Here is a 26,886-nt window from a genome sequence, read left to right as displayed (position 1 = left end):
GTAACATAGTTTACCCATAATTCATATTATGTTAGTGAAAGGTGACATAATATGAATTATGGGGGGTAAGATGATATGTCAGAAGAAATGGATTTAAGGTATGAGGACCACGAGCACCACTGTCATGACATTTGTGAGCACATGAGAAGATACTTAGGAGAGACAGTTACCGTATTTACTGAAAGTGGCGGCGAGAGCGGTCAAGGATTTACAGGTGTGTTGGCTTTAGTTACACCAAGGTTTATAAGACTCATTGTCACAATTGGAACAGCACCAGATGACCCATTTATGTACAGAGATTTTATGTACAGAGACTACGACGAAGGAAGAGACAGAGATTATGATGAACACCATAGAAGACAAAGATACTGTTGTTATCATCGACCAAGAAGATTTTGTGGTCTTGGTTCAATAGTTGACATTCCATGCCGAAAGATAGTTGCATTTGTTCACAATGCAGTCTAAAACCAAAAAAGGTTGCAAATTTTTTTAAGATTTCAGGGGCTGCAAAGTTAATTATGCAGCCCTTCATGCTTTTTATTCAACATAATTGGTAAGCCTTCCTATTCCTTCAATTTCAACCTCAATGATATCTCCTCTTTTCATTGGTCCAATTCCTGAAGGAGTGCCAGTTATAATCACATCGAATGGTTTTAATGTCATTATTGAGCTTATATAGCTTACAAGAGTTTCTACATTGAATATAAAATTGTTGGTATTTGAGCTTTGTACCACTTTTCCATTCAGGTATGTTTTAATTCTACTATTATTTGGATCAATCTCATCTGTTATGATAGGGCCAAGTGGCAAGAATGTGTCAAATGATTTTGCAACTGTCCATTGTCCATTTTTGGGTTGCAGGTCTCTTGCAGTGACATCATTTGCACAGGTATAGCCCAATATGTATTTTTTTGCTTCGTCAGGTGTGACATTTCGACACTCCTTTTTAATAACTATTGCAAGCTCACCTTCGTAATCTACCTGTTTGCTCATATGCTCTGGGTATATGATACTTTCCATGTGTCCGATTACGCATGTTGGGGGTTTTAGAAAAAGAACAGGAGTTTGAGGGATTTCAAGTTTTAGCTCATTTGCATGGTCTTTATAATTGAGTCCCACACAGATGACTTTTGAGGGTTTTACAGGAGATAAGATTTTCAAGGCTTCTTTTGGATAAATTTCTTTGCTTACAGTCAGTGGGTCTATACTTTTTACAACTCTTACCATATCATCTTCCACAAGTCCGAAAAATGTCTTATTTGCATAAAAAAATCTTCCAAGTTTCATTTATACTTGTCGCCTCCTACTATTGAATAACGACATTTTAGTTAAAATTATATAACATGGCTCTTCAGAATACAAATTTTAAATTGCAAGAAGACATATTGTAAACTTTCATATCAAGTGGTATAATAAGATTGTTAAAAAATAAACAAATACAAGCTGAACTGTTTAGTTTAGAGTCCGTGTGGGTATAAATAGTTATATACTGCCTATTTGGGAGTAAATATTGTTATAATTAATCAATTCGTTAATAGGTGGTGATTTAATTGCTAAAGGCTCTTCGGGCTGACAATATGAACAAGTGCCTTGGATGTTTTACATGTATGCTTACATGTGCAGCTGTGAATCATAACAATCATAACTTAGCAAAAAGCTCTATAAAAGTAAAAACAAGAGGAGGACTTCAGAGCAAGTTTGCAGCAACAGTATGTGTTGCTTGCAAAGAACCTGCCTGTGCAGAGGCTTGTCCAACAAATGCGCTTGTGAAGCGTCCGGGTGGAGGCGTAAGGCTAATAGAAGAAAAGTGCATTGCCTGTGAAAAATGTGTTTCGGCTTGTATTGTAGGTTCTATTCACATGGACTACGATAGGAAAATTCCTATAGTTTGCAAGCATTGTGGAGCATGTGTTAGAATGTGTCCTCATAACTGCTTGAGCATGGAAGAGGTGAGTGAGTAAAATGATTGGGACAGATTTTATAAGGGTTCTATATATAGACCTTACAAACAAAAAAGCAGATATACAAGAAAGAAAGGACTTGTATAAATACTTAGGTGGAGTCGGAGTTGCTGCAAAGCTACTTGAAGAGAACATGAAAAAAGACCTTCCGCCACTTGATCAGCAGCAACCACTTATTATCTCAATTGGCCCGCTTTCAACAATATTTCCTGTTGTGACAAAAGCTGTTGCGACGTTTATCTCACCTCATACAGGTGAGTATGGTGAGAGCCATGCAGGTGGAAGACTTGCCATGGCAATCAGAAATGCAGGCTACGATGCAATTGTTATAACTGGAAAAGCTCAAAAACCAACTTATCTTGTGATAACAGACAAGTCTATAGAGTTCAAAGATGCACGAGCTATGTGGGGGCTTGATGTTGAAGAGGTCGGAAGACTGATAAGAGAAAGAGAGCCAGGCCCTGGTAAAAGAAGTATCATAAGAATTGGGAAAGCAGGAGAAAATCTTGTGACATATTCGTGTGTAAATGTAGATACTTATAGACATTTTGGAAGACTTGGAATTGGAGCAGTCTTTGGAAGTAAGAATTTAAAAGCAATGATGATAATGGGCGAGGAAGACCTGCCAATTGGTAATCTGAAAGAGTATTTTAAAACGTATCAAGAGATTTACAAAAAGGTTACACAAACAGACGCCATGGCAAAATACCATGAGCTTGGAACTCCAATGAACATCAAGGTTTTAAATGCTATAAATTCCCTGCCAACAAAGAACCTTTTGCAGTCCAATTTTGAACATGCAGATGACATATCTGGTGAGACTTTTGCAGAAAAGAATCTAATAAGAAAGGTTTCATGTGTTGGCTGTCCAATTGGATGTATTCATATAGGCCAGTTCAGGCGCGAATTTGACAAAGGGTATGAGTATGAGTCAATAGCAGTATCATACGACCATGAGCTAATTTACGCTTTGGGGAGCCTTCTTGGAATAAAGACAACAGATGAGGTTTTGCAGATTATAGAAGAGGTTGAACTTGCAGGGCTTGATGCAATTTCAACCGGTGTTGTTTTGGCATGGGCAACAGAGGCACTCAAAAAAGGTCTTATTACAAGAGAAGACACTCTTGCAGACCTTGAGTTTGGCAACACCATGGAGTATGTTAAAGCAATTGATAATATTGCAGATAGAAGCAACGAGTTTTACTACACAATTGGCAAAGGTTTGAAAGAAGCTGTGAAAAAATACGGTGGAGAAGAGTTTGCACTTTTGTATGGTGGCAATGAGATGGCAGGATATCACACAGGCTATGCGTTTGCTCTTGGTCAGACTGTTGGTGCAAGGCATTCGCACTTAGATAATGCAGGGTATGCATATGACCAGAGTGCAAAAGAACTAAAGGATGAGGACATAATAGAGTATGTAATAAACGAGGAAAAAGAAAGAGCTATTTTGACATCGCTTTGCATCTGCCTTTTTGCAAGAAAAGTATATGACAGGACAACAATCTTAAAAGCCTTGAATTCAATAGGTATCAACTGGACAGATGAAGACCTGACCCGCCTTGGCAATGACATCTTTTTTACGAAACTAAAGATTAAAAAGGAACTTGGCTATTCACTTGAAAATTACAAATTTCCAAAGAGAATTTTTGAAACGCCAACTCTTTGGGGCAAGATGGACGAGGAAAGACTGAACAGACTTTTAAAGATGTATATAGAGAGGGTGGAAAGAGAATATGAAAATTGGAGTAGAGGTAAATGATTTTTTCAGAAGATATGGTAGCAGAGTTGGCAAGTTTGAGCTTGAGATAGAAGAGAACATGGATGTTTTAACCCTTCTTCAGAAGCTTAATATTCCAGCCGACAAAGTTGGATTTGTTATTGTAAACCAAAAAAAAGTTGACAATACTTATATTTTTTCAGACAATGATAGTGTGTATATCACTCCATTTGCAACTGGAGGATAAGGTTTTATGCAAAAAAGATTTTTAAAAAATATTGGTGCCTTAACTGAAGAAGGACAAAAGAAGCTTCTTGCAACAACTGTTGCTGTTGTTGGTGTCGGTGGCATAGGCGGATTTTTGATTGAGGGTTTGGCAAGGCTTGGAGTGAAGAAGATTATAGCAGTTGACATGGACACATTTGATGAAACAAACCTCAACAGGCAGATACTCTCAAATATTAACAACTTAGGCAAATACAAGGTCTTTGAAGCTGAAAAGAGAGTAAAAGAGATAAATCCAAACGTGTACTTAGAGCCTATAAAAGAAAAAGCATACTTAGACAACCTTGAAATTTTTTTGCTTGAGGCAGATTATATATTTGATGCAACAGACAACATGGAGATAAGAAAAAGTTTATCTAAGTTTGTACAACAGACAGGCAAGATTTTAATCCACGGTGGGTGTGCTGGCTGGTATGCACAGATTGCCATCATCACAAAAGACAAACCTGGGATAGAAAAACTTTTGGGAGAGGCAAATGTTGAGGGTGCTGAAAAAGACCTTGGCAACCCAATTTTTGCACCAATGTTGACAGCAGCGTTAGAGCTTTCTGAGTTTTGTAAACTGGTCTCAAAGCAGGGAGAACCACTTATAGGCAAATGTTTATTTGTAAACCTTTTGACAAATGAATATAGAACTTTTGAATTTTGAAAATCTTTCCGAGCCATTGCAACCTAAAAAGAGGGTTTTTCCCTCTTCATGGTGCTTTGGCCGATAGGGTGCAGGTTTGGGAAACCACTGCGCCTCCCGCTTTGGAAAGGAAAGATTTAAAAGGGTACTCTTTCCGGTTTTTTCAAAGCGGGGGAGTACCTTTTTTGTTTTAGAAAGACTGAAATTTGACTATTAAAAAAAGGAGTGCAAAAAGATGAGAAAGGCTATGGTTAAAATTGTTTTGGTATCTATTCTTTTAACTTTTATCTTTACATTTTCATTATATTCTTTTTCAAAACCTGTTAAAACATTTAAAATGGCAACAACTACAAGTATATATGACAGTGGATTTTTAAGTTTTGTTGTTCCTGAATTTGAAAAAAAGAATGATATGAAACTTGACTTTATCTCTGTTGGCAGTGGTCAGGCTGTGAAGATATTCAAAAATGGGGATGCTGATGGAATAATCATCCATGAAAAATCTTTTTTGGATGACCTCAAAAAACAAAAGCTTATCCAAAGGTATACTCCTTTTGTTTCAAACTACTTTATACTTGTTGGACCAAAAAGCAAAAAGGATTTATTCAAGAAGGTAAAATCTATTGAGGCGGCGTTTTTGATAATAAAAAATAAAAATTTAAAATTTGTATCCCGGGCAGACAACTCTGCAACGTATATTAGAGAGCTTGAGATTTGGAAACTGGCAAAAACAAAGCCAAATTTTAAAGGCTATATAAAGTCAGGTCAGGGGATGGGGATGAGTTTAAATCTTGCAAATGAAAAGGAGGCTTTTATTTTAACTGATGAGGCAACATTTTATAAAATGAAAGACAAACTTGATAAACTGGATGTTATATATCAAAATCCCAAGGAAGAAATATTAGCAAACACGTATTACTTTGCCTTTTCACCCAAAAAACCAGACTTGAGCCTATTTGACACTTTTTTAAAAAGCGATGAGTTCAAGAAGCTTGTTAATTCTTTTAATCAAAAATATTTCAAAAAAGAGGTTTACAGAGCAGTAAAATAAAAAGGCAGAGGTAAACTCAATGCTTGCAAATGTTGTTGTCTCAACCCTGATTGTCTGTATTCCATCAACGATTGTTTCGATTATAATAGGTGTTCCAATTGGATACTTCTTGAAGATAAAAAGGTTTAAAGGCCGAAAATTTGTGTTGAGGTTGGTATATACTCTCTCTGGTCTTCCACCAGTTTTAGCAGGACTTTTGGTATATATTATTCTCTCAAAAAAAGGTCCACTGGGGTTTTTAGATATACTTTTTACCAAGTGGGCAATGATTATTGCCCAGGTAATTTTGATTGTGCCAATAGTGGTACTCTATACATTGTCAGGCCTTAAAAATGTGCAATTAGTTTTGGACAACTTAGACTACTTAAATGTAGAAGGCAAAAAGAGATACATTGCACTTATAAAAGAGTATTCAAAAGAGCTGGTTTATGCAACCATCCTTGGGCTTTCGCGTTCAATTTCCGAGGTAGGAGCTGTTTTGATTGTCGGTGGGAATATAGAAGGAGAGACTCGTATTTTGACAACAGCTATTATCTATGAAATTACAAAAGGAGAATTTTCAATGGCGCTTTTGCTGGGTATGGTTTTACTCATTATATCATTTGCATTTAATACCATTTTGCAGATATTGCAGGGTGATATAGTTGATTGAGGTAAAAGAGGTTGAGAAGTATTTCGGGGACAGGCTTTTGTTTCGGTGTAAAAACTTAAAGTTTGATAATAAAGGCTTATATATTATAAGAGGACCAAATGGGTGCGGGAAAACAACATTTTTGAGAATGCTTTTTGGCAAAGACAGTGATTTTAAGGGAATGATTAAGAATACATTTAACAAAAAAGTTATGCTATCCCAACAGCCATATTTTTTCAAAGGAAGTGCAGCGTATAACCTCTCTTTGAGTTTAAAAGACCAGCCCTTAAAAGAAGCTATAAAAATACTGAAAGCATTTTCAATAGACCCTAACCTGAACATACACTCTTTATCACTTGGGCAAAAACAGCTTGTTGCTTTTTTAAGAGCATTTTACATTGAGTCAGACGTTCTCTTTTTAGATGAACCAGATTCGTACCTTGACAGTTCAGTAAGAAATTTTATTTTTGAAAAGATAGAAAAAGATGCACAAAATAGATGTATAATTATGGTGACACACAACTCACAGATGGTGGCTTGCTCAAAGCTGGTATACTTTGAAGATAATCAAATAATAGAGAAAAGGTGATTAACTATGAAGGTTTTAATGACTTACTTTGAAGTGTTTGACATTTTGCGAAGGGAATTTTCAAACGTTAGCTTGAAAACTGAGACCATCCCCATCCAAGAGGCCTTGGATAGGATTTGTGCAAAGGACATTATATCAAGTATAGATGTTCCGCACTTTGACAAGTCAACTGTTGATGGATATGCAATAAGGTGTGAGAAGACATTTTCGGCAAACGATGAAAACCCTGCCATCTTTGATTTGGTTGGTGAGGTAAAGACAGGGGAGATTCCAACATTTGAGATTGGTGAAGGTCAGGCGGCGAGGATTTTTACAGGTGGTCATGTGCCAGATGGCAGCAATGCCGTGGTCATGCTTGAAAATACCATTGAAGAAGATGGGAAGCTTTTTGTCTTTCGGCCAGTAAAGCCAAATGAGAACATACTTAAAAAGGGTGAGGATATAAAGAAAGGCTGTATTGTTATTAAAAAGTATCAAAAATTAAAAGCGCCTCAAATTGGTGTTTTGGCAGCAATAGGTCAAAAAGAGGTTGAGGTTTTCTCAAAGCTAAAAGTTGGGATTATTTCAACAGGTGATGAGATAATCTCACAAGACCAGAATCTTGAAGGAGCCAAGATTTATGATGTAAACTCATATACACTTTTTGCTTCTTGCACTGAAGAGTACACTGTTCCTAAATTGTATGGGATTGTAAAAGATGATTATAATGCTTTGCAAGATATGCTATCAAAAGCCATTTTAGAAAACGACATTGTGCTGGTATCTGGCGGAAGTTCTGTTGGTACATATGATAACACACTGAAAGCTATTTCAAGCTTAGAGAATTCAAAAATTCTTGTTGATGGAGTTTCAATAAAGCCAGGAAAGCCAACAATAATTGCAAAGGTTTTTGACAAAGCCATATTTGGGCTTCCGGGCCACCCTGTTTCTTGCCTTTTTATATTTAAATTTTTTGTAAAAAGGCTAATTGACATTTTGTTGCACCAGCAGGATACGTCAAAAAAAGTCTTAGCAAAAATGAAGACAAACTTTTCAATCTCAAGTGGTAGAACAGAGTTTGTATTTGTAAAACTTATATACTCTGATGAAATTATTGCCGAGCCACTGTACGGAAAATCCGGTTCGATAAATCTTTTGAACAATGCATCAGGTTATATCAGGGTAGATAGCACAAAAACGGGTATTAAAGCAGGTGATATTGTTGAGGTGACACTGCTATGAAAGATTATCACTTTTCAGCTACACTCCCACAAGATGCAAGAGATATAATTGAGAAAATACTAAAAGAGTATTTGAGCCTTAAAACAGAGACCATTTCAATTTACAAAGCACAAGGTAAATTTGCAGCAAAAGACTATCTTTCACTCAATACATCGCCTCCTACAGATGTTGCTGCAATGGATGGTTATGCAATAAATGCAGAGCAAACTTTTAATACTACAGATGCAAATCCTGCAATAATTGAAAACTTTAAAGTTGTTCAAACAGGAGAAAGCATTGAGGGTTTTGATGCTGTTGTGCCATTTGAAGAAGCACAAATAGAAAATGGAAGGATAAAGATTTTCCAAAGTTACTATCCACGACAGAATGTACGTTCAAAAGGTGAGGATGTACAAAAGGAGCAGTTACTTATTAAAAAAGGAGATCTTTTAACCATTTTTGACAAGGTGTATTTAAAAGCTGGTGGCTATCTTGAAGTTAAGGTTTACAAAATGCCAAAGGTTGCTTTTTTGCCAACAGGTGAGGAGCTTGTTGACATAGTAGAGAAGGAAGGACAGCTTGTTGAATTCAATTCTGTCATATTCAATGATTTACTTCAAAGATATGGTTTCGAAGTTGGAATTTTAAAGCCTGTAGAAAACAATTTAAAAAAACTTACAGAAAAGATAAAAGAACTTTTACAAGAATTTGATATAGTCTTTGTAAATGCTGGATCATCTAAGGGTGATAAAGACTTAACAGTCGAAGCTATATCAGCTTTAGGAGAGGTACTTGTCCACGGCATAGCCATAAAACCCGGCAAGCCAACAATTATAGGAAAGGTAGAAAATAAGCTTGTGATAGGACTTCCCGGCTTTCCTGTTTCAATGTTTTTTGTTTTAAAGGAGATATTTTTAAAGTCATTTTTCAAAGCGTACAATTTAAATCCAAAAGAAAAAAGTATATTTGCCACACTTGAGAGAAGACTCTCATCTGATATAGGCTCTGAAGAGTATGTGAGAGTTAGTATTAAAAATATAGATGGTAAGAATGTAGCCAAAATTTTAAAAAGGGGTGCAAGCGTGATATCAAGTTTAAAGAGAGCAGATGGATATATCACAGTTCCAATTAATGTGGACTTAATTGAAGAGGGAAACTTGCTTGAGGTTAAATTGATTTAGAAAAAGGTGATAGTAAATGTATGATGGATTTTTTAGAAAGATTGAATACTTGAGATTTTCAATAACAGACAGGTGTAATTTCTTCTGCAAGTATTGCAGGACAAAGGAAGCATGCGAAATTGAGAACGAAGAGCTTTCAAAAGATGAGATTTTTAGAATTATTTCGGTGTTTAAAAAGCTTGGTATAAAGAAGCTGAGGTTTACAGGCGGTGAGCCATTTTTAAGAGATGACATATTTGATATTATAGAGTTTGCTGATAGCATTGGTATAAAAAACATAAATGTTACAACAAACGGGTATTTAGATGAAGAAAAGATTGAGAAGATAGCAAAAAGCAGTCTTTTGTCAATTAACATTTCACTTGATACCTTAGATAAGCGAAAATACAAAGTGTTAACAGGCGTTAACGGACTTGGCAAAGTAATAAGCACAATAAAAAGCCTGTCAAAGTTTAAGAAAGTAAAGATTAACACAGTTTTGCTAAGGTCTGTAAACTTTGATGAGATTGAGCACTTGATATCATTTGCTAAGGAGAACAATGTTGTTATTAGATTCATTGAACTTATGCCAGTAGGAGTTGCAAATAGGATTTTTGAGAGTGAATTTGTGAGTATAGAGGAGATTTTAAAAAAATTCAAGAATTTTCATGAAATTAAAAGTAATGAAAACTCTGTTGCAAAGTATTACCATATCGAAGACTTTGACCACATTGTTGGGTTTATAAACGCTGTGTCAGGACATTTTTGTGACAGGTGTGACAAGGTAAGGGTTTCATCAAGAGGAGTTCTATATAATTGCTTATTTGATAAAATAGGGCTTGATTTAAAAGAGTATTTAAATGATGAAGATGTTTTGATGGAAAAAATTCAGGAGTTTGTCAAAAAGAAAAACTTTGCAAGACTACCATCAACAGATTCAATGATGTTTAAAATAGGAGGCTGAAAACAATGGAATTTACACATTTAAACAGGGAAGGAATGCCGCAGATGGTTGATGTATCATGTAAGGACATAACAGAGAGAATTGCAAGGGCAAGTGGCAGAATTTATGTGGGAAGCGAGGTCATAAAAGCGATAGAAGAAAGCAAGTTACCAAAGGGTGATATATTCTCAGTAGCAAAGATTGCTGGGATAATGGCAGCAAAAAAGACATCAGAACTGATTCCGCTTTGCCACAATATATTTCTATCACACGTCGATATCTCATATTCGGTAAACAAAGAACAAGGTTATATAGAGGCAGTATCAGAGGTAAAGACACAAGCACAAACAGGTGCTGAGATGGAGGCAATAACAGCAGTTTTGATTTTTTTAGAGACAATCTATGACATGTGCAAGGCACTCAAAAAGGATATGGTTATTACAGATGTGAGATTAATTGAAAAGATAGGTGGAAAGTCAGGGTATTATATCTTTGATGAAAGAAAAAGCTCTGCAAAGGTCATTTCAATAAATATAAGCAGGCAAAAGGGGACATCCAAAGAGCCAGTTGAAGAGGCACATGTAATTGAGAATTTTGGCATAGAAGGAGATGCTCATGCAGGTACATCACACAGACAAGTAAGCCTTCTTGATATGTCCAGCATAAAAAAGATGAAAGAATATGGTATAAAAGGCCTTTGTTTTGGCAAGTTTGCAGAAAATATTACAACAGAAGGACTGGATATAAGCAAAATCCAGCTTGGTACAAAGCTAAAGATAGGAGATGATGTAATACTTGAGATAAGCCAGATAGGGAAAAAATGCCATGGGGATGGATGTGAGATAGCAAGGACGGTTGGCGTTTGTATAATGCCCAAAGAAGGACTGTTTGCAAGAGTATTAAAAGGTGGTAAAATAAGGGTAGGAGATATTATAGAAATTTTAGGCTAAATCACTCTGTCTTACCACATTCCCTCTCATTTTCAAGCAAGATATTTAGCCCATGCTCTAAAACCGGCAGCACTGCCTCAATACACTCTTTTACTGCCTTTGGTGAGCCGGGAAGGTTGATTATGAGGCTATTTTCATATATTCCTGAAACTCCGCGCGAAAGATAGCTCCTTTTATTTATCTTGCCTGTCTCATACCTGATTAGTTCAGAAATACCAGGGGTTTGTTTTTGTATGACCTCAAGTGTTGCCTCAGGTGTAACATCTCTTTTATAAAAGCCAGTACCACCAGTTGTCAAAATGAGGTTTGCACCAGCATTTGCTGCTTCAATTAAAGCCTGTTTTATTTTTTCTTTTTCATCAGGTACAATCTTGTAATACACATTTGAAAATCCATGAGCTTGTAAGAGATTTATTATCTCTTTTCCGCTCAGGTCTTCTCTTTCTCCTTTTGAGCCCTTGTCTGAGCATGTTATCACTGCAAATGTAAATGCCATTTTAAACTTTCCTCCTTTTTTCAAAACTATTTTTCCTTATTTAGATTTTAAACTGCTTTGCAATTTGTTATAATTATATAAGATATTATCTTAATTTTAAAGAGGGTAAAGTTTTATGGTTAAAATAAGGCAGATGAATCCTTCTGAAAGACATTGGGTTAAAAAACTTATAGAACAATATGGTTTTCAGTTCTATGATAATGCGATAACTCATGTTGTGGATGATAAAGGTAATATTATTGCAGCTTCGCAGCTGGCGGTAGAAGAAACTCAAGCTCAAATTTTATCAATTGTGGTAGAAGAAAACTTTCGCAAGATGGGATTTGGCGATGGACTTTTGAAGATGCAAATAAATCATTGTTATAAAAACAACATTCCTATTATCAAGGTAAAAAAAGGAATGGAAGATAGCTTCTTTAAAAGAGTTGGTTTTATCGAAGATGGTGATTGGCTTATCTTAGATGTGCAAGCATTTTATTTGAATTTGCGCTGCAAGTAAAAGTGGTATAGAAAGAGGGTAAGATATGAATCTTGATTACGAATGGTTTAAAAAGAAGATTTTGGAGTATGTAGGAATAAATCTTTCGTATTATAAGGAAAAACAAATGAAAAGGCGAATAGAGTCTTTAATGAAGAAAAACGGCTTTCAAAACTATGCTGACTACTACAGTGCTCTGACAAAAGACCAAAGGCTTTTTAATGAGTTTATTAACTATCTGACAATAAATGTCTCTGAGTTTTATAGAAATCCACAACAGTGGGAAATACTCGAAAGAGAAATTATGCCATATATTCTCAAAAGGACAAAAAGACCAAGAATTTGGTCAGCTGCCTGTTCAACGGGTGAAGAGCCATATTCAATTGTCATGCTTCTGACAAGGTTTTTTCCATTAAATGAAATAAAGATTTTGGCAACAGACATTGACGATGATGCTATAAAGAAAGCAAAAGAGGGTGTATATTTGAGAAAAAGTCTTGAGGGACTGCCGCAGGAATTTGTAAGAAGGTTTTTTAGAGAAAATGGAGAATTATATTACATAAGTGATGAGATAAAAAGATGTGTTGAATTCAAACACCATGACCTCTTAAAAGACCCTTATCCAATTGGAATGGATTTAATTGTCTGTAGAAATGTTCTTATTTACTTTACAGAAGAGGCAAAGGATATGGTGTATAAGAATTTCAATAAATCCCTTGTAATGAATGGCATTTTGTTTGTGGGTTCAACCGAGCAGATAATTATGCCTCAAAAGTACGGACTAAAACCAATAAGAACATTCTTTTATGAAAAGGTGATGAGTATTTGAAAGCAAGAGAAATTTCATATGCTGGTTTGATGGGAGCGCTTAGTATAATTTTTTTGTTCTTTGCTTCAGTTTTACCAAAGGGAAATAGCTTGTTTTACATTCTCTCTTCGGTTTGCATAATGATAATTGTATGGCTGTATAGCATAAAGCTTGGTTTTGTTGCGTACATTGTAGTATCTTTACTGAGCCTAATGATTGTTCCAAACAAACTTGTAGCTGTGCTGTACATTCTTATTTTTGGGCTTTACCCACTGTTTAAGGCTATTTGCGAAAGAGGTTTTCCGGTTTATATTGAACTTGGGTTAAAACTTTTGTTTTATAATGTTGCGCTAATTATTTTATATTTTGTGTTTAAAATAATAATGAAAGAGATCCCGAATTTTAAATTTGGAATAGCTTTGACGATTGCTTCTTCTGAGGTTATCTTTGTACTTTATGACTATCTTCTTACACTTATTCTACAAAAGCTAAAGAGTCTTAAAATTCCTTGGAGGGGAAACTAATGACAGACCTTATAATAAAAGATGCGCTTTCGTTTTTGATTTCGTTTGTTTTGGTAACAGTTATAACACCGTATATCCAGAGAAAATCAATTGAGATAGGGTTTGTTGACAGACCAAATCCACGAAAGATTCATTCATATCCAATTCCTGTGACAGGCGGAGTTGCACTATTTGTTGCATTTTTCATCTCACAGTTTTTGATAAGAGGATTTAGCAGAGAATTTTTAGGTTTTTTTATAGCATCAAGCTTGATTTTGGCAATTGGTCTTGTTGATGACTGGTATAAATCTCAAGGTAAAGAGTTTAGCGCTCTTCCAAAGTTCTTGGTGCAAATTTTGGCATGTTCAATAGTTTTTTTTATGGGTATTCAGATTGAAGGAATAACAAACCCGTTTACACACAAGTTCATAAGCTTTCCTGTGTGGTTTCAATATATAGCCACTGTAATTTGGCTTTTTGGTGTGACAACAGTGATAAACTTTATTGATGGGATAGACGGGCTTGCAGCAGGTATTACAACAATCTCAGGTACAACTTTGTATTTTGTAGCTCTCATGAACCTTAGCATAATTTCAACAGCAAGGGTTTCAACATACATGGCAGCAGCACTTGTAGGTGTTGCTTCAGCGTTTTTGATTTTCAACCGCCACCCAGCCAGAATTTTTATGGGCGATTCAGGTGCCACATTCTTAGGATTTGTCCTTGGGACAATTGCTGTTGAAGGAACATTTAAAGTGGCAACAGTTGTGTCTTTGATTGTACCAATCCTGACATTGGGACTTCCTATATTTGATAATCTTTTTGTCATATTCAAAAGAATTAAGGAAGGGAAACCTATTTATAAAGCTGACAAAAGTCAGGTACACTTTAGACTTCTTGAAGCAGGCTTGAATCAGAAACAAACAGTGCTATTTTTGTACTTGGTTAGCATTTGTTTTTCGCTGACCTCTCTTATCATAATGCTTTTGGCAAGAAGATAATAAAGAATTCTTTTTCTTGTTCTAAACCACCCTCATTTTAAATATGCTAATAAAAAGATTAACATAAGTCTTTTAGAGAGGGTGGTTTTGGAATGAGAAAAAGAATTTTTTTTACGTTAATGTTATGCTTAATATTCTTAACAGCTTGCAGGGCAGATATTTTACCTTCAACTGTTCAAAGTAATGTGTATCAAAATGGTCAGAGTGCAAAAACAGAAATAAATTTTGAGGTTGTGGATAGTGATGTTTATACTCCTCAGTATTCAAAGGAGCAGATAGATATTAACAATTCTTTCAAAGTTCTTAGCATATTTTGTGAGAAAGATAAAAACCTTGTTTTAGCAAATATTTACACCACAAAAACTTTGTCTGTAATGAGAAAAGGACTTGAACTTTCTGTATTTTCTCCAGAGAGGCAAAGAAAGCTCAGAAGTTTTGGGCTTTTTTGCATCTTTCCTGACGATGTTCAGATAAACTCTATTGAAATAGAGGGAAGTTGTGCTAAAATTGATTTAAACCAAAGGTTTTTCCAGAAAAAATATTGCAATTTTTATATAAAAGCCATTACATTTTTTATTACCTCAGTTGATGATATAAAAGAAGTTTATTTTTATAAAGACGGCACAGTTTACAATAAGACTCCATTTTTGCGACGACAAGATGACCAGCTAATCTTGTTTGTCCCCCACCGGGTTGAAGGCAATGTTTTTCTTGTTCCAAAATGGATAAATATATCACAAACTTACAGAAACGCACCTTTGACTTTTGCTTTGGGGCAGCTAATAAAAAGTCTTAGCTATAGATTTTCTAAACTAAATGGGTTAAAATTGAATAATGTAAACCTAAAAGAGAAAACCCTATATCTCGATTTGTCAAGCCAGATTTTGAATTTAAAAGGAAGTAGCGAAGTTGACACTATCTTAGCCTCAATTTGTTTTACAGCAAAAGAAATAGACAACTCCATACGATATATTAAATTATCTGTGAAAGGAAAAGAAGGATATCTTGATCAGTACGATTTAAAGGATAAAATAGATGTAAGCCAGTTTGAATTAAATCCTATAAATCTAAAACTGTGAAAGGAAGGTAAGAAGAAAATGAGACAGGACCAAAGATCATATAATGAACTTCGTCCGATAAAAATAACACGAAACTTTATAAAATATGCCGAAGGCTCATGCCTGATTGAGATGGGCAACACAAAAGTGATTATCACAGCAACCATTGACGACAAAGTTCCTCCTTTTAAAAAAGGAAGTGGTGAGGGCTGGATTACTGCTGAGTATTCAATGCTTCCAAGGGCAACCCAGCAGAGAAATGTAAGGGATATAAACAAACTCAGACTCAGCGGCCGAAGCCATGAGATACAGAGACTAATTGGAAGAGCCCTAAGAGCTGGTATAAACTTTAAAGCCTTAGGTGAGCGCGTGATAATCCTTGACTGTGATGTCATTCAGGCAGACGGTGGGACAAGGACAGCATCCATCACAGGTGGGTTTATTGCAATGTTTGATGCCTGCAAAAAGCTTTATGATGAGAAGGTGATAGAAAGTTTTCCAATTACAGATTTTGTTGCAGCAGTGTCTGTTGGGATTTGCGACGGGGTTGAGATGCTTGACCTTTGCTTTGAAGAGGACTCTAAAGCGTCTGTTGATATGAACCTTGTTATGAACGACAAGGGCGAGTTTATTGAAATTCAGGGCACAGCAGAAGGTGCTGCTTTTACTCAGGAGCAGTTTGAAAAGTTACTCGAGCTTGGGAAACAGGGTATTCAAAAGATTATTGAGATACAAAGAGAGGTCTTAGGGGAAGATAGCAAACTAATTGGGAGTGTTCCAAAAGATGAGAAAACTTCTGGTTGCGACCAAGAATAGAGGAAAGGCAAAAGAAATAAAAGAGCTAATTGGAGATTTTTTTGACATTATTTTGACACTGAGCGATTTTGATGAAAATATCAACATAATTGAGGATGGAAAAACTTTTGAAGAAAATGCCTTGAAAAAGTCAAAAACTATATACAGCCTTTACAAATTACCAACTTTAGCAGATGACTCTGGACTTGAGGTGGACGCACTTGACGGAAGGCCTGGTGTGTATTCTGCAAGGTATGCAGGTGATAATGCAACAGATGAAGAAAAGATTAAAAAGCTTTTAGAAGAGCTTAAAAACATACCAGAAGAAAAAAGAGGAGCACAATTTGTTTGTGTGCTTGCATTTATTGATGAAAATGGCAGAGTGTATCAAACAAGAGGAGTCTGCAGAGGTAAAATTGGCTTTGCACCAAAAGGTGTAAATGGATTTGGATATGACCCAATATTTATTCCAGAAGGCTACAATGCAACATTTGCAGAGCTTGAAAGTGATGAGAAGAATAGAATATCACACAGAGCAAGAGCTTTTGAAAAACTAAAAAAGATTTTGGGTGAGATTTACAATGAAGATACTTGTGATAAGTGACACACATGGAATTACTTATGATGCAGAAAGAATTGTAAAAAAATATGAAAAAAATATTGTTTTGTGCGTTCATCTTGGAGACTTGGTGAAAGATGCTGTGTATCTCCAAAATAAATTTCCAAATCTCAAGTTTGAGATAGTGAGAGGGAACAACGACTTTACAAGAGACTTTCCATCAGAGAAGATTATAGAAGTTGGGAATAAAAAGATTTTAATAACACATGGTCATATGTATTCTGTAAAGTCTACATATGACCTTATTGTTAACCATGCAAAATCTTTCAAAGTTGATGCAGTGTTTTTTGGACATACGCATCAGCAAGAGGAGTTTTACTCTGACAACGTCCTATTTTTAAACCCAGGCAGCATAGCTCTTTCAAGAGACGGCTCAAGGTCATATGCTATTGCTGAGGTAACTCCTTTTGGTGTTGTAGCATATTTAGAAAAGGTGTGAAAAGATGTTAATAGCAAAGGGTGAGCTTGTAAATATAAGAGAACTGAGATGGGGAGATTTAAAATATATTCAAAAATGGTCAAATGATCCAGAGGTTGCGTACTGGGCTCGTGGCGTGAAAAATGCTGCTGATACATCTATTGAAGAATTTAGGAGATGGTACCGTTCCCGATCATCCTCAACCATTAAAAGGTTTATAATTGAAACAAAAGACAGAAAACCAATTGGTTCTATCTCGTATCGCGACTATGACCCCATAAATAAAGTAGTTGTACTTGGAATTCATATAGGCGAAAAGGAATATTGGGGGAAAGGTTTTGGCACCGACGCAATAAAAGCTTTTGTCAAATACCTTTTTGCGACACTTGATATAAACAGAATAGAACTTGACACATTTGATGATAATATAAGGGCTATTAAGGCGTATCAGAAGTGTGGGTTTAAAATTGAAGGGGTTTTGCGTGAAGCAAAGCTCATTGATGGAAAGTTTCATGATGTTATCATAATGGGTATGACAAGAAAAGATTTTGAGAAGATAGCAAACAAAAATTAAATATGATATAATAAAAACAAACATAAAAGAAGTAAAAACAAATGGGGAGGAAAAAATGAAAACAATCAATTGCGTTGGTGCTGATTTTGGTGCGTCAAGCGGGAGAGTGTTTGTTGGAAGTTTCAATGGTGAGAGTTTAGAGCTTTTTGAAGTGCACAGGTTTGAAAATACCCCCGTAAGAATTAACCAGAGTTTATTTTGGGATTTTTTGTACTTGTTTAACAACTTGAAAATTGGGATTTACAAAGCTAAAAAACAATTTGGAGAACTTCACAGTATTGGGATTGACACTTGGGGAGTTGACTATGGACTTGTTGACAAAAGAGGTGACTTGCTTTCAAATCCTTATCATTACAGGGATTTGAGGACGAAAAACGCAATTGAAGAGGTATCGAGAATAGTTTCGCTTGACAAAATTTATGAGATAACAGGCATTCAGTTTATGAATTTCAACACAATCTTTCAGCTTTACATAGACTACAAAACACGGAAGGATATAATGAAAAATGTAGATTCGCTTTTGTTCATGCCAGACCTTTTTGCATATTTTTTGACAGGTGTTAAAGTAAACGAATACACCATTGCATCAACCTCACAGCTAATAGATGCACAAAAAAGAGGATGGTCAGATGAACTGATAGAAAAACTTGGGTTTGAAAAAAGAATATTTAATGATATAATTTATCCAGGAAATGTTTTAGGCAAATTAACACCTGATGTTCAAGAAGAGCTTGAAATTGGCGCTATTCCTGTCATTGCAGTTGGTAGCCATGATACAGCTTCTGCGGTTGCCGCTTCGCCTTTTTCTGATGGCAAAACCACAGTGTATCTCAGCTGTGGTACATGGTCGCTGATGGGAGTGGAGCTTGAAAGTCCTCTTATTAATCAAAATAGTTTTAACAAAAACTTCACAAACGAGGGCGGAGTGGAAAACAAAATAAGGTTTTTAAAGAACATCACTGGTCTTTGGCTCATCCAGCAGATAAGAAGCACATGGAGCAAGAAGTATGAAGAGGTAAGCTTTAATAAGATCAGTGAACTTGCTCAAAAATCGAACTATGAGTACGCAATTGACCCTGACAGTGATGAATTTTTAGCACCAATTGACATTCTGGCAGAGATAAAGAAGTGGTGCAAAAATCATTTTGGAAAAGAACCACAAGACTTAGGGGACATTGCAAAAGCAGCCTACAGTGGGATTGTACAAAAGTACAAAAAGACAATTGAAGAGATTGAAGAGCTAACAGGTTTTAGCATTTCTAAAATCAACATGGTTGGTGGTGGAATAAAGGATAAGTATCTTTGTGAGCTTACAGCAAAAGAGACAAAAAGAGAGGTTATAGCAGGGCCTGTTGAGGCAACAGTACTGGGCAACATTATGCTTCAACTAATAGCACTTGGACATGTTAAGGATTTGCGTGAGGCAAGAGAGCTTCTTAAAAAGAGTGTTCAGTTTGAAATCTATACGGGGAGGTAAGAAAAAAGGTGCTTGCGATTGAACGAAGACAAAAGATAATGGCAATGCTAAATGAAAACAAGAGTGTGCTTGTTCCAGAGCTTGCAAAGCTTTTTAATGTCACAGAAGAAACTATTAGGCGCGACCTTGAGAAGCTTGAAAAGGAAGGACTTTTAAAAAGAACATATGGCGGAGCAGTCTTGGTTGAAAACTACAATGTTGATATTCCATTTGAGTTCAGAAATGCAACAAATATTGAAGGCAAAAAACAAATAGCTCTGACTTTAATAAAGTATATCGAAGATGGCGACACGCTTGTTATGGACTCAAGCACATCAGCTCTGCAGGTTGCAAAGCTTCTCAAGACCAAAAAGAAGATAACAGTCATAACAAACTCTGAGCAGATAGTAAATGAGCTCAAGGTTTTCGAAGACATCAAGGTAATTTCTACAGGTGGGACGCTGAGAAATAGGTCACTTTCGCTTGTTGGACCTATTGCAGAGAATACATTGAAATCTCTTAATGCAAACAAGGCTATAATTTCATGTAAAGGGTTTGACATTGAAAAAGGCTTTACAGAGTCAAACGAGCTTGAAGCACAGGTAAAAAAGATGATGATTGAGATAGCAGACCAGGTTTATATGATTGCAGACCACACAAAGATGAACAAAACAGCACTTGTCAACATTGCAACACTTGATGATGTAGACTTTATCTTCACCGACAAGGTACTGCCACCAAGCCAAGAAAATGCAATAAGGGAAAAGAATGTTGAGATCGTATACTGTTAAAAGTAAAGGGGCTGCCCGGGAATTTTGAAGCAGCCCCTTATGTATTATTACTAAAACTTTGCCCTTTATTTTCTTGACTTTGTCAGTTAGGAGGAGTTTTTGAGCTAACAAAAAATAACAAAGTCTTAATTTATGCGGGTTTTGAGAATAGAAAAATAAAAAATTTTAAAAATTGTAGTGGCAAATTATAGTCTGAAATATGCTATAAATACTTGACATTTTGAATATTTTGTGGTACAATTACTCAAAATACCTTTGAGGAGTTACCATATGTTTGTCAAAATAACTAATGCTGGCTGTTACCAGTATGTTAGATTAGTCGAAAACTATCGTGAAAATGGCAAGGTAAAACAAAGAGTGTTATTTAATTTTGGTAGACTTGATCTTCTCAAAAGTGATCCTGCTTTTAAAAACATTGTAAAAAAACTATCCGACATTGTTGAAAAAACAACTACTGGGAATACAAAAGCTGTTACTATTGAATCTGAAGAGGATGTATCGGATGCAGTTATAAAAAATTGGGGATACATTGTATTCAGAAAGTTATGGGAAGAACTTGAAATAGATAAGTTTTTAAAAGAGAGAGCAACAAAAGGGAGAAAGATAAAATTTGATGTAGACAAAGTAAGTTTTTTAATGACCATACAGAGATTGATAGAACCTATGAGCAAACTAAGAACTTATCATCAGAGAAATAAATATTTTGGATTTGAAGAGGATATAGATTTAAATCAGTTGTACAGGTGTTTAGATTTTCTTGACAGTATAAAAGAGGATTTAGAGACGTATCTGTATCAGAAAAATAGGGATTTATTTAAGATGGTAGTTGATGTAGTTTTTTATGACGTGACGACAATATACTTTGAGAGTTGTAGAGCCGATGAACTTAAAAATTTTGGTTTTAGCAAAGACAACAAGATAAATGAAGTACAGGTTGTGTTAGGGCTTTTGGTAGACAAAGAAGGCAGGCCGATAGGTTATGAACTTTTTCCTGGCAATACAATAGATAGCAAGACAATGGTAAAGATACTGAGGAAACTGAAGGAAAAATTTAGTATAGATAAGATAGTGATAGTAGCAGACAAAGGGCTCAACAGCAGATTAAATTTAAAGATGATAAAAGAAGCGGGATACGATTATATAGTAGCAAGCAGATTAAAGAATGCAAGTAAAGAAGTTTTAGATGAAGTATTTGAGCAAGAAGGATATAAAAGGCTTGATGGAAAAAGTTGTTTGAATGCTGAAGAAATTTATGGGGATGAATTCAAATATAAGGTATTGGAAAGAACAAATGTTATCAAGGATGAAGAGGGTAAAGAGTTTAAAATAGAAGAGAGACTGATAATAACGTATTCAAGCAAGAGAGCTAAGAAAGACAAAGAAGACAGAGAGAGATTGGTATCAAAAGCCAAAGAGCTTTTAGAGAACAAAGGAAGTATAACAGCCTTAGAGAAAAAAGGTGCGAGGAAATATTTGAAGAAGAAATCAAAGTCAGAAGAATATGTACTGGATGAGGAAGCGATAAAACGAGATGAGAAGTTTGACGGTTATTATGCAATACAAACGAGCAAAAAGGATATGGATGTAGAAGAAGTTTTAGGAGCATATCACGATTTATGGAAGATAGAACAGTCATTCAGAGTAATGAAAAGCTGTTTAGAAGTACGACCGATATATCACTTTACAGAAAGCAGAATAAAAGGACATTTTGTGATATGTTTTTTGGCATTTTTATTACAGAGGACATTGGAATATATTTTGAGGAAAAAAGGTAAAGGAATAAGTAGTGAAGGGATAATGGAAGCAATAGATTCAATGAATTTTATTGAAATAGAGATAAAAGGGAAGAAATATTTGATAAAGCAAAGGACAGAAGGAGGAGCTGGAGATATACTGAATGTGATGAAGATAAAGGGGCCGAAAAATTTCATCACATATGAGGAAGGCTTAGAATTTATTGGTATAAGGAAATGATGTAGTGACAAAATTGAGGTCCATATTTTGTCAATCCCAGTCCTCCCAAGCTTTTTGAGTTTCAAACTGACAAAGTCAAGAGAGAATACATTGAAATCTCTTAATGCAAACAAGGCTATAATTTCATGTAAAGGGTTTGACATTGAAAAAGGCTTTACAGAGTCAAACGAGCTTGAAGCACAGGTAAAAAAGATGATGATTGAGATAGCAGACCAGGTTTATATGATTGCAGACCACACAAAGATGAACAAAACAGCACTTGTCAACATTGCAACACTTGATGATGTAGACTTTATCTTCACCGACAAGGTACTGCCACCAAGCCAAGAAAATGCAATAAGGGAAAAGAATGTTGAGATCGTATACTGTTAAAAGTAAAGGGGCTGCCCGGGAATTTTGAAGCAGCCCCTTATGTATTATTACTAAAACTTTGCCCTTTATTTTCCGTTGCTATTCAAAAGATGTAGTTTGAACTTGTCATGTATAGCCCTCACTGCTTTGTCTGCGTCTTTTTCGTCGATTAGAACTGAAATCTTGATTTCTGATGTTGAAATCATCTCAATATTGATTCCTGCATCGTAAAGTGCTTCAAACATAGTTGCTGCAACGCCTGGGTTGTTGACCATTCCAGCACCTACAATTGACACCTTTGCAACATTGTCTGCGTAGGTTATGTCCTTTGCCCCAATTACATGTAAATTCTTTGTCAAAACGTCCAAGGTCTGCTTGAGATTGCTTTTTGACACAGTAAATGATATATCTTTTGTCTTTTCTCTTCCGATTGATTGCAAGATTATATCAACATTTATATTCTCTTTCGCAAGTAAAGAGAATATCTGGAATGCCTTTCCTGGAACATTTTCAACTCCAATCACAGCAACCCTTGCTATGTCTTTGTCACAAGCAACACCTGACACAAGCAGCTTTTCCACAGAACTTACCTCCTTCACAATTGTTCCTTCATTGTCATTAAAAGATGACCTGACAACTATAGGAATGTTATATTTTTTTGCAAGCTCAACAGACCTGTTATGAAGAACCTTTGCTCCCAGCGTTGCAAGCTCTAACATCTCATCATATGAAATCTCTTTTAGCTTTGAGGCATTTGGAACAATTCTTGGGTCTGCTGTGTACACACCATCAACATCTGTGTAAATCTCGCACTTATCAGCTTTCAAAGCTGCAGCTAAAGCCACTGCTGTTGTGTCAGACCCACCACGGCCCAAAGTTGTGATGTCGTCATATTTATTTATTCCCTGAAAGCCTGCAACAACAACTATGTTTCTCTTGTCAAGTTCTCTGTGAAGCCTTTCTGTATCAATTTCTTTAATCCTTGCGTTTGAATAATTGCTATCTGTCTTTATCCCTGCCTGCCAGCCAGTAAGTGATATTACAGGATACCCGAGCTTTTCAATTGCCATTGCCATCAGCGCAATTGATATCTGCTCACCTGTTGAAAGCAGCATATCCATCTCTCTTTTAGACGGGTTTTCGTTTATCTCTTTTGCTTTTTCAATAAGCTCATCGGTTGTGTCACCTTGAGCAGAAACAACAACAACTACCTTGTTTCCCTTTTCATACTCGGCTACAGCTCGTCTTGCTGCACGAAATATTCTCTCTTTGTCTGCGACAGACGTTCCACCATACTTTTGAACAACTATTCCCAATTTTTGTCCCCTCCCTTTTTTAAAACTGAAACGTGTAAAGTTTTTTATTATAGCTTGATAATATTATATTACACTTTTTTGATAATTGCTTTATCTTTTAAAACTACTGCTACTTTGCACAGAGAAAACTGTAGCACCGCTATTGTCGGCCTCTAAAATCATCAAATCCCACTTAGATTTTAATTCCAATGAGCTAAGTGCAATCTTGGCATTTTGTTCAAAACTGTCATAATTTTCATCAATCAATGCTATTATAGAAGGACCAGCCCCCGACAAGAATGCTCCTTTTGCTCCAAACTCCAAAGATAGGTTTACAATCTTATCAAAATCAGGAATGAGATTTTTTCTATATGGTTGATGTAGCCTGTCTTGTGTTGCAGCAGGCAAAAGATCATAGTTTCCGGTTGTGATTGCGCTTGCAAAAAGAGCTGCCCTTCCAACATTGAAAACTGCGTCTTTGAACTCAATATACTTTGGCAGAATATTTCTTGCATACTCAGTAGACAGCTGAAAGTCAGGAATGAAAACTGCAAACTTGAGCCTGTTTGGTACAACAAACTTGATGTAGTTCACTTTATTTTCTTCCAGTACTGCAAAAACAAGTCCGCCAATCATTGCAGGTGTTGAGTTATCAGGGTGTCCTTCCATTTTTGCTGCCAAGAAAATCATCTCTTCTTCAGAGAGTTTTCCGCCACATAATAGGTTTGCAGCATATATACCGCCTGAAATACATGCAGCAGACGATCCCAAACCGCGTGTCAGTGGAATTTCATTTATAAGATTTATTCTCAAACCCTTTGGGTACCATCCAACCTCGTCAAATACAACCTTCATGGCTTTGAAAACAAGATTATTCTCATCCTTTGCAATCGAAGGGTCGTCTGGGCTTGAAGTTATCTCTAAACCTTTTTCGATTTCTTCCACCTCAATGATGTTATAAAGTTTTAATGCAACTCCCATACAGTCAAATCCGGCACCAAGGTTTGCCGATGATGCCGGAACCTTTACAGAAATCATTTTGCAACTTACCTCCAAGCGTATGAATTTGTCAATGCTTCATATATTTTCATCATATCTTATGATTGACAGAACCTTTTCTATAGCAGGAAGTTTTTCAAGCTGGGATATCTTTTCTTTGAATTCTCTTTCTTTCATCTCATGTGTTACAAATGCAAACTCGTTTTTGCCAATTGGTTTGTGTGTGTTTACAATCATGCAGTCATTAAAAATTATTGAAACTGCATCTTTTGCTTTTGAGAGGTCTTTATACTTTACTCTCACAAAAAATCTGCAGCTTGTTTCCTCTATATTCAAAACCTTTATATCGCCGGAGATTCCCCAAGTGTAGACATATGACTTGTCAATATGCTTGACAATATCAATTATATCTCCAACAACCGCACTTGCAGTTGGAAGCTTCCCAGCGCCTTGGCCATAGAACATCACATCGCCTATTGCATCACCTTTTACTAAGATTGCATTGAATACATCATCTACATTTGCAAAAGGATTTTTCTGGAGTATCATAAGTGGACTTACTCTTGCAAAAACAGTTGTACTATCTAACTTTTTACTCATAGCAATGAGTTTTATTGTACACCCGAGCTCCTCTGCATATTCCATGTCTTCTTTTGTAACTTTTGATATACCCTCTGTATAAATATTCTCATAATTTACATAGTGAGAATATGCAATTGAAGATAAGATTGCAATCTTTCTACATGCGTCATGCCCGTCAACATCATTGCTTGGGTTTCTCTCCGCGTATCCTTTTTCCTGAGCCTGCTTTAGCGCTTCCTCAAATGACAGGGAGTATTTACTCATCTGCGTCAAGATATAGTTTGTGGTGCCATTTAAAATTCCTGCAATCTCTGTTATTTGATTTCCTGCCAAACAGTTCTGAAGAGGTCTTATAATAGGTATTCCACCGCCAACACTTGCTTCAAAGAAATAATTGATATTCTTCTCCTTTGCAATTCTCAAAAGCTCTGGTCCATGCTTTGCAACAAGTTCTTTGTTTGATGTAACAACATGCTTCCCTTTTTCTAAAAGCTTTTTTGTATAAGTATACGCAGGCTCAAGTCCACCAATTGTTTCTACAACAATAGAAACCTCATCGTCATTTAAAATTTTGTCGAAGTCTTTTATAATCAAATTCTTTGCCGGGTGGTCTGGAAAATCACGGATATCCAAAATGTATTTAATCCCTATCTCATCTCCAGCTCTTTTGGCAATTGATGCTGCGTTTTTTGTCAAAACTTCCCATACTCCTGAGCCAACAACTCCAAATCCCATTATTGCAATCTTTACCACTTCAAGTTTCCCTCCTTTTTGAAAACTTTAATATTCTTCTCTTCCTAAAATTTCAATTTTCTTCACTCCGTCAACTCTTTCTATTTCTTGAATCAACTCTTTTACAGACTTTGTCATATCAGATGTCCTTATAGATATTGTGACAGTTGCAATTCCACCCAAGGGAATGTTTTGGTTGATTGTAAGTATATTTGCGTTTGTGTCAGAGATAATATTTAGTATTTTAGAAAGAATTCCAGGTACGTCTTGCAAAACAAGTGCAAGTGTGATTATCTTCCCTCTTGAGCTTTCAAAAAAAGGAAATATACAATCTTTGTATTTATAAAATGCACTTCTTGAGATTCCTACCAATCTAACAGCTTCGTTTACTGCCTTAACTTCCCCCTTTTCCAAAAGTTCCTTTGCCTTGATGACTTTTAAAAAAACTTCGGGCAAAACACTTTCCTCAACTATATAGTACGTAGCGTCTTTTTTCAGCATTTTTCTGTTCACCCAATATAAACAAATGTCTTTATGGAATGGATTTTAGCATACTCGGAGGCAAAATTCAAGTATAAAAAAAGATATTTTATTTCATATTAAATGGTTAGAGAGGGGATTTTATATGATGATAAGCCTTTCAGATATTATTACAAAGTATAGTATTTTAATGTTTTTCTTAAGTGGTATTTTAATATTCTTGCTTGACATAAGAGAGCTTAAATCAAAGAATTTAAAGAGAGAAGCTAATTTGGCAAAAATCACAGGAAGTGTTTTAATCGTACTTGGTATCATCTTTTATATAGTAAAAATTTTCCTTTAAAAGTGGTGATTTTGG

Annotated in this window: 32 protein-coding genes and 1 riboswitch; of the genes, 26 read left to right on the top strand and 6 right to left on the bottom strand. The window is 35.7% G+C overall.

Annotation, left to right across the window (positions count from 1 at the left end; translation table 11 throughout):
• Positions 1–75: 75 nt before the first annotated feature.
• A complete protein-coding gene (locus ELD05_RS10070; protein ID WP_127352333.1) occupies positions 76–465 on the top strand; it encodes a hypothetical protein in 390 nt (129 codons plus the stop codon).
• 72 nt (positions 466–537) lie between these two features.
• On the opposite strand, the gene ELD05_RS10065 is transcribed toward ELD05_RS10070, so the two are convergent.
• The gene (locus ELD05_RS10065; RefSeq protein ID WP_127352332.1) at positions 538–1,287 is read right to left on the bottom strand and encodes a fumarylacetoacetate hydrolase family protein; all 750 of its coding nucleotides are present in this window, start codon (positions 1,285–1,287) and stop codon (positions 538–540) included.
• Between the two features lie 263 nt (positions 1,288–1,550).
• Here ELD05_RS10065 and ELD05_RS10060 point away from each other — a divergent pair, with 263 nt between their 5' ends.
• From ELD05_RS10060 to ELD05_RS10010, 11 genes are all read left to right on the top strand, one after another.
• Positions 1,551–1,961, top strand: a complete 411-nt coding sequence (locus tag ELD05_RS10060) for a 4Fe-4S binding protein (RefSeq protein ID WP_127352331.1) — start codon at positions 1,551–1,553, stop codon at positions 1,959–1,961.
• A gap of 1 nt (position 1,962) precedes the next feature.
• Positions 1,963–3,723, top strand: a complete 1,761-nt coding sequence (locus ELD05_RS10055) for an aldehyde ferredoxin oxidoreductase N-terminal domain-containing protein (RefSeq protein WP_127352330.1) — start codon at positions 1,963–1,965, stop codon at positions 3,721–3,723.
• On the top strand, positions 3,698–3,928 hold the full coding sequence (locus tag ELD05_RS10050; RefSeq protein ID WP_127352329.1) for a MoaD/ThiS family protein: 231 nt from the start codon (positions 3,698–3,700) through the stop codon (positions 3,926–3,928). Before ELD05_RS10055 ends, ELD05_RS10050 begins: the two co-directional genes overlap by 26 nt.
• Positions 3,929–3,934: 6 nt before the next feature.
• Positions 3,935–4,615 (top strand): HesA/MoeB/ThiF family protein, encoded by a 681-nt coding sequence (locus ELD05_RS10045; RefSeq protein WP_127352328.1) that lies wholly within the window; start codon positions 3,935–3,937, stop codon positions 4,613–4,615.
• A riboswitch (molybdenum cofactor riboswitch) is annotated at positions 4,610–4,743 on the top strand. Its footprint overlaps the gene before it by 6 nt.
• 86 nt (positions 4,744–4,829) lie before the next feature.
• Positions 4,830–5,645 (top strand): substrate-binding domain-containing protein, encoded by an 816-nt coding sequence (locus ELD05_RS10040; RefSeq protein WP_127352327.1) that lies wholly within the window; start codon positions 4,830–4,832, stop codon positions 5,643–5,645.
• A gap of 19 nt (positions 5,646–5,664) precedes the next feature.
• Positions 5,665–6,297 carry an ABC transporter permease gene (locus ELD05_RS10035; protein ID WP_127352326.1) on the top strand — a complete coding sequence of 211 codons (633 nt, stop codon included), beginning with the start codon at positions 5,665–5,667 and terminating at the stop codon, positions 6,295–6,297.
• On the top strand, positions 6,290–6,865 hold the full coding sequence (locus tag ELD05_RS10030; RefSeq protein ID WP_127352325.1) for an ATP-binding cassette domain-containing protein: 576 nt from the start codon (positions 6,290–6,292) through the stop codon (positions 6,863–6,865). The genes ELD05_RS10035 and ELD05_RS10030 overlap by 8 nt, the downstream gene beginning before the upstream one ends.
• Positions 6,866–6,871: 6 nt before the next feature.
• Positions 6,872–8,086: a molybdopterin molybdotransferase MoeA gene (locus ELD05_RS10025; RefSeq protein ID WP_127352324.1), complete on the top strand. Its 1,215-nt coding sequence runs from the start codon at positions 6,872–6,874 to the stop codon at positions 8,084–8,086.
• Complete coding sequence (locus ELD05_RS10020) at positions 8,083–9,246, top strand: molybdopterin molybdotransferase MoeA (RefSeq protein WP_127352323.1); 1,164 nt, start codon at positions 8,083–8,085, stop codon at positions 9,244–9,246. The genes ELD05_RS10025 and ELD05_RS10020 overlap by 4 nt, the downstream gene beginning before the upstream one ends.
• 16 nt (positions 9,247–9,262) lie before the next feature.
• Positions 9,263–10,189 carry a GTP 3',8-cyclase MoaA gene (gene moaA / locus ELD05_RS10015; protein WP_127352322.1) on the top strand — a complete coding sequence of 309 codons (927 nt, stop codon included), beginning with the start codon at positions 9,263–9,265 and terminating at the stop codon, positions 10,187–10,189.
• Between the two features lie 5 nt (positions 10,190–10,194).
• Positions 10,195–11,118, top strand: coding sequence for a cyclic pyranopterin monophosphate synthase MoaC/MOSC-domain-containing protein (locus tag ELD05_RS10010; RefSeq protein WP_127352321.1), 924 nt, complete (start codon positions 10,195–10,197; stop codon positions 11,116–11,118).
• Position 11,119: 1 nt separating this feature from the next.
• Here ELD05_RS10010 and ELD05_RS10005 read toward each other — a convergent pair whose 3' ends face one another.
• Complete coding sequence (locus ELD05_RS10005; RefSeq protein ID WP_127352320.1) at positions 11,120–11,614, bottom strand: MogA/MoaB family molybdenum cofactor biosynthesis protein; 495 nt, start codon at positions 11,612–11,614, stop codon at positions 11,120–11,122.
• A 115-nt stretch (positions 11,615–11,729) separates the two neighbouring features.
• Here ELD05_RS10005 and ELD05_RS10000 point away from each other — a divergent pair, with 115 nt between their 5' ends.
• The 13 genes from ELD05_RS10000 to ELD05_RS09940 all read left to right on the top strand — a co-directional run bounded on the left by ELD05_RS10000 (position 11,730) and on the right by ELD05_RS09940 (position 22,461).
• Positions 11,730–12,113: a GNAT family N-acetyltransferase gene (locus ELD05_RS10000; protein WP_127352319.1), complete on the top strand. Its 384-nt coding sequence runs from the start codon at positions 11,730–11,732 to the stop codon at positions 12,111–12,113.
• Between the two features lie 25 nt (positions 12,114–12,138).
• Complete coding sequence (locus tag ELD05_RS09995) at positions 12,139–12,921, top strand: CheR family methyltransferase (RefSeq protein WP_127352318.1); 783 nt, start codon at positions 12,139–12,141, stop codon at positions 12,919–12,921.
• Between the two features lie 29 nt (positions 12,922–12,950).
• A complete protein-coding gene (locus ELD05_RS09990) occupies positions 12,951–13,424 on the top strand; it encodes a hypothetical protein (RefSeq protein ID WP_408609375.1) in 474 nt (157 codons plus the stop codon).
• The gene (locus tag ELD05_RS09985) at positions 13,424–14,404 is read left to right on the top strand and encodes an MraY family glycosyltransferase (protein ID WP_039767298.1); all 981 of its coding nucleotides are present in this window, start codon (positions 13,424–13,426) and stop codon (positions 14,402–14,404) included. The genes ELD05_RS09990 and ELD05_RS09985 overlap by 1 nt, the downstream gene beginning before the upstream one ends.
• A gap of 92 nt (positions 14,405–14,496) precedes the next feature.
• Entirely contained in the window at positions 14,497–15,483 is a 987-nt protein-coding gene (locus ELD05_RS09980; RefSeq protein WP_127352316.1) for a GerMN domain-containing protein, read from the top strand.
• 18 nt (positions 15,484–15,501) lie between these two features.
• Positions 15,502–16,278, top strand: coding sequence for a ribonuclease PH (gene rph, locus ELD05_RS09975; RefSeq protein WP_127352315.1), 777 nt, complete (start codon positions 15,502–15,504; stop codon positions 16,276–16,278).
• Positions 16,247–16,861 (top strand): XTP/dITP diphosphatase, encoded by a 615-nt coding sequence (locus tag ELD05_RS09970; protein WP_127352314.1) that lies wholly within the window; start codon positions 16,247–16,249, stop codon positions 16,859–16,861. Before rph ends, ELD05_RS09970 begins: the two co-directional genes overlap by 32 nt.
• On the top strand, positions 16,839–17,315 hold the full coding sequence (locus tag ELD05_RS09965) for a metallophosphoesterase (protein ID WP_127352313.1): 477 nt from the start codon (positions 16,839–16,841) through the stop codon (positions 17,313–17,315). Before ELD05_RS09970 ends, ELD05_RS09965 begins: the two co-directional genes overlap by 23 nt.
• A gap of 4 nt (positions 17,316–17,319) precedes the next feature.
• Positions 17,320–17,868 (top strand): GNAT family N-acetyltransferase, encoded by a 549-nt coding sequence (locus tag ELD05_RS09960; protein WP_039767288.1) that lies wholly within the window; start codon positions 17,320–17,322, stop codon positions 17,866–17,868.
• Positions 17,869–17,923: 55 nt separating this feature from the next.
• Positions 17,924–19,345 (top strand): rhamnulokinase, encoded by a 1,422-nt coding sequence (locus tag ELD05_RS09955; RefSeq protein ID WP_127352312.1) that lies wholly within the window; start codon positions 17,924–17,926, stop codon positions 19,343–19,345.
• Positions 19,346–19,353: 8 nt separating this feature from the next.
• On the top strand, positions 19,354–20,115 hold the full coding sequence (locus tag ELD05_RS09950) for a DeoR/GlpR family DNA-binding transcription regulator (RefSeq protein ID WP_127352311.1): 762 nt from the start codon (positions 19,354–19,356) through the stop codon (positions 20,113–20,115).
• Between the two features lie 270 nt (positions 20,116–20,385).
• Positions 20,386–22,089 carry an IS1634-like element ISCsa8 family transposase gene (locus ELD05_RS09945; protein WP_127352310.1) on the top strand — a complete coding sequence of 568 codons (1,704 nt, stop codon included), beginning with the start codon at positions 20,386–20,388 and terminating at the stop codon, positions 22,087–22,089.
• A gap of 27 nt (positions 22,090–22,116) precedes the next feature.
• On the top strand, positions 22,117–22,461 hold the full coding sequence (locus ELD05_RS09940) for a DeoR/GlpR family DNA-binding transcription regulator (RefSeq protein WP_307720908.1): 345 nt from the start codon (positions 22,117–22,119) through the stop codon (positions 22,459–22,461).
• A gap of 65 nt (positions 22,462–22,526) precedes the next feature.
• Here ELD05_RS09940 and ELD05_RS09935 read toward each other — a convergent pair whose 3' ends face one another.
• The 4 genes from ELD05_RS09935 to ELD05_RS09920 form a co-directional block, all read right to left on the bottom strand.
• The gene (locus ELD05_RS09935) at positions 22,527–23,756 is read right to left on the bottom strand and encodes an aspartate kinase (RefSeq protein ID WP_127352309.1); all 1,230 of its coding nucleotides are present in this window, start codon (positions 23,754–23,756) and stop codon (positions 22,527–22,529) included.
• A 90-nt stretch (positions 23,757–23,846) separates the two neighbouring features.
• A complete protein-coding gene (gene thrB, locus ELD05_RS09930; RefSeq protein ID WP_127352308.1) occupies positions 23,847–24,773 on the bottom strand; it encodes a homoserine kinase in 927 nt (308 codons plus the stop codon).
• A gap of 39 nt (positions 24,774–24,812) precedes the next feature.
• Positions 24,813–26,069, bottom strand: coding sequence for a homoserine dehydrogenase (locus tag ELD05_RS09925; protein ID WP_127352307.1), 1,257 nt, complete (start codon positions 26,067–26,069; stop codon positions 24,813–24,815).
• Between the two features lie 27 nt (positions 26,070–26,096).
• Positions 26,097–26,549, bottom strand: coding sequence for an ACT domain-containing protein (locus ELD05_RS09920; protein ID WP_127352306.1), 453 nt, complete (start codon positions 26,547–26,549; stop codon positions 26,097–26,099).
• Positions 26,550–26,673: 124 nt separating this feature from the next.
• Here ELD05_RS09920 and ELD05_RS09915 point away from each other — a divergent pair, with 124 nt between their 5' ends.
• Positions 26,674–26,871, top strand: coding sequence for a CLC_0170 family protein (locus tag ELD05_RS09915; RefSeq protein WP_011916555.1), 198 nt, complete (start codon positions 26,674–26,676; stop codon positions 26,869–26,871).
• The last annotated feature ends 15 nt before the right edge of the window (positions 26,872–26,886 follow it).

Source organism: Caldicellulosiruptor changbaiensis (genome assembly GCF_003999255.1).
GTDB lineage: Bacteria > Bacillota > Thermoanaerobacteria > Caldicellulosiruptorales > Caldicellulosiruptoraceae > Caldicellulosiruptor > Caldicellulosiruptor changbaiensis.
This window is presented reverse-complemented; position numbering and strand designations above follow the sequence as displayed.

Excerpts from the sequence above, each read along its gene's own strand:
- ELD05_RS10070 (WP_127352333.1), top strand. The coding sequence starts at position 76 with ATGTCAGAAGAAATGGATTTAAGGTATGAGGACCACGAGCACCACTGT.
- ELD05_RS10065 (WP_127352332.1), bottom strand. The coding sequence starts at position 1,287 with ATGAAACTTGGAAGATTTTTTTATGCAAATAAGACATTTTTCGGACTT.
- ELD05_RS10055 (WP_127352330.1), top strand. The coding sequence starts at position 1,963 with ATGATTGGGACAGATTTTATAAGGGTTCTATATATAGACCTTACAAAC.
- ELD05_RS10050 (WP_127352329.1), top strand. The coding sequence starts at position 3,698 with ATGAAAATTGGAGTAGAGGTAAATGATTTTTTCAGAAGATATGGTAGC.
- ELD05_RS10045 (WP_127352328.1), top strand. The coding sequence starts at position 3,935 with ATGCAAAAAAGATTTTTAAAAAATATTGGTGCCTTAACTGAAGAAGGA.
- ELD05_RS10040 (WP_127352327.1), top strand. The coding sequence starts at position 4,830 with ATGAGAAAGGCTATGGTTAAAATTGTTTTGGTATCTATTCTTTTAACT.
- ELD05_RS10035 (WP_127352326.1), top strand. The coding sequence starts at position 5,665 with ATGCTTGCAAATGTTGTTGTCTCAACCCTGATTGTCTGTATTCCATCA.
- ELD05_RS10025 (WP_127352324.1), top strand. The coding sequence starts at position 6,872 with ATGAAGGTTTTAATGACTTACTTTGAAGTGTTTGACATTTTGCGAAGG.
- ELD05_RS10020 (WP_127352323.1), top strand. The coding sequence starts at position 8,083 with ATGAAAGATTATCACTTTTCAGCTACACTCCCACAAGATGCAAGAGAT.
- moaA (WP_127352322.1), top strand. The coding sequence starts at position 9,263 with ATGTATGATGGATTTTTTAGAAAGATTGAATACTTGAGATTTTCAATA.
- ELD05_RS10010 (WP_127352321.1), top strand. The coding sequence starts at position 10,195 with ATGGAATTTACACATTTAAACAGGGAAGGAATGCCGCAGATGGTTGAT.
- ELD05_RS10005 (WP_127352320.1), bottom strand. The coding sequence starts at position 11,614 with ATGGCATTTACATTTGCAGTGATAACATGCTCAGACAAGGGCTCAAAA.
- ELD05_RS10000 (WP_127352319.1), top strand. The coding sequence starts at position 11,730 with ATGGTTAAAATAAGGCAGATGAATCCTTCTGAAAGACATTGGGTTAAA.
- ELD05_RS09995 (WP_127352318.1), top strand. The coding sequence starts at position 12,139 with ATGAATCTTGATTACGAATGGTTTAAAAAGAAGATTTTGGAGTATGTA.
- ELD05_RS09990 (WP_408609375.1), top strand. The coding sequence starts at position 12,951 with ATGGGAGCGCTTAGTATAATTTTTTTGTTCTTTGCTTCAGTTTTACCA.
- ELD05_RS09985 (WP_039767298.1), top strand. The coding sequence starts at position 13,424 with ATGACAGACCTTATAATAAAAGATGCGCTTTCGTTTTTGATTTCGTTT.
- ELD05_RS09980 (WP_127352316.1), top strand. The coding sequence starts at position 14,497 with ATGAGAAAAAGAATTTTTTTTACGTTAATGTTATGCTTAATATTCTTA.
- rph (WP_127352315.1), top strand. The coding sequence starts at position 15,502 with ATGAGACAGGACCAAAGATCATATAATGAACTTCGTCCGATAAAAATA.
- ELD05_RS09970 (WP_127352314.1), top strand. The coding sequence starts at position 16,247 with ATGAGAAAACTTCTGGTTGCGACCAAGAATAGAGGAAAGGCAAAAGAA.
- ELD05_RS09965 (WP_127352313.1), top strand. The coding sequence starts at position 16,839 with ATGAAGATACTTGTGATAAGTGACACACATGGAATTACTTATGATGCA.
- ELD05_RS09960 (WP_039767288.1), top strand. The coding sequence starts at position 17,320 with ATGTTAATAGCAAAGGGTGAGCTTGTAAATATAAGAGAACTGAGATGG.
- ELD05_RS09955 (WP_127352312.1), top strand. The coding sequence starts at position 17,924 with ATGAAAACAATCAATTGCGTTGGTGCTGATTTTGGTGCGTCAAGCGGG.
- ELD05_RS09945 (WP_127352310.1), top strand. The coding sequence starts at position 20,386 with ATGTTTGTCAAAATAACTAATGCTGGCTGTTACCAGTATGTTAGATTA.
- thrB (WP_127352308.1), bottom strand. The coding sequence starts at position 24,773 with ATGATTTCTGTAAAGGTTCCGGCATCATCGGCAAACCTTGGTGCCGGA.
- ELD05_RS09920 (WP_127352306.1), bottom strand. The coding sequence starts at position 26,549 with ATGCTGAAAAAAGACGCTACGTACTATATAGTTGAGGAAAGTGTTTTG.
- ELD05_RS09915 (WP_011916555.1), top strand. The coding sequence starts at position 26,674 with ATGATGATAAGCCTTTCAGATATTATTACAAAGTATAGTATTTTAATG.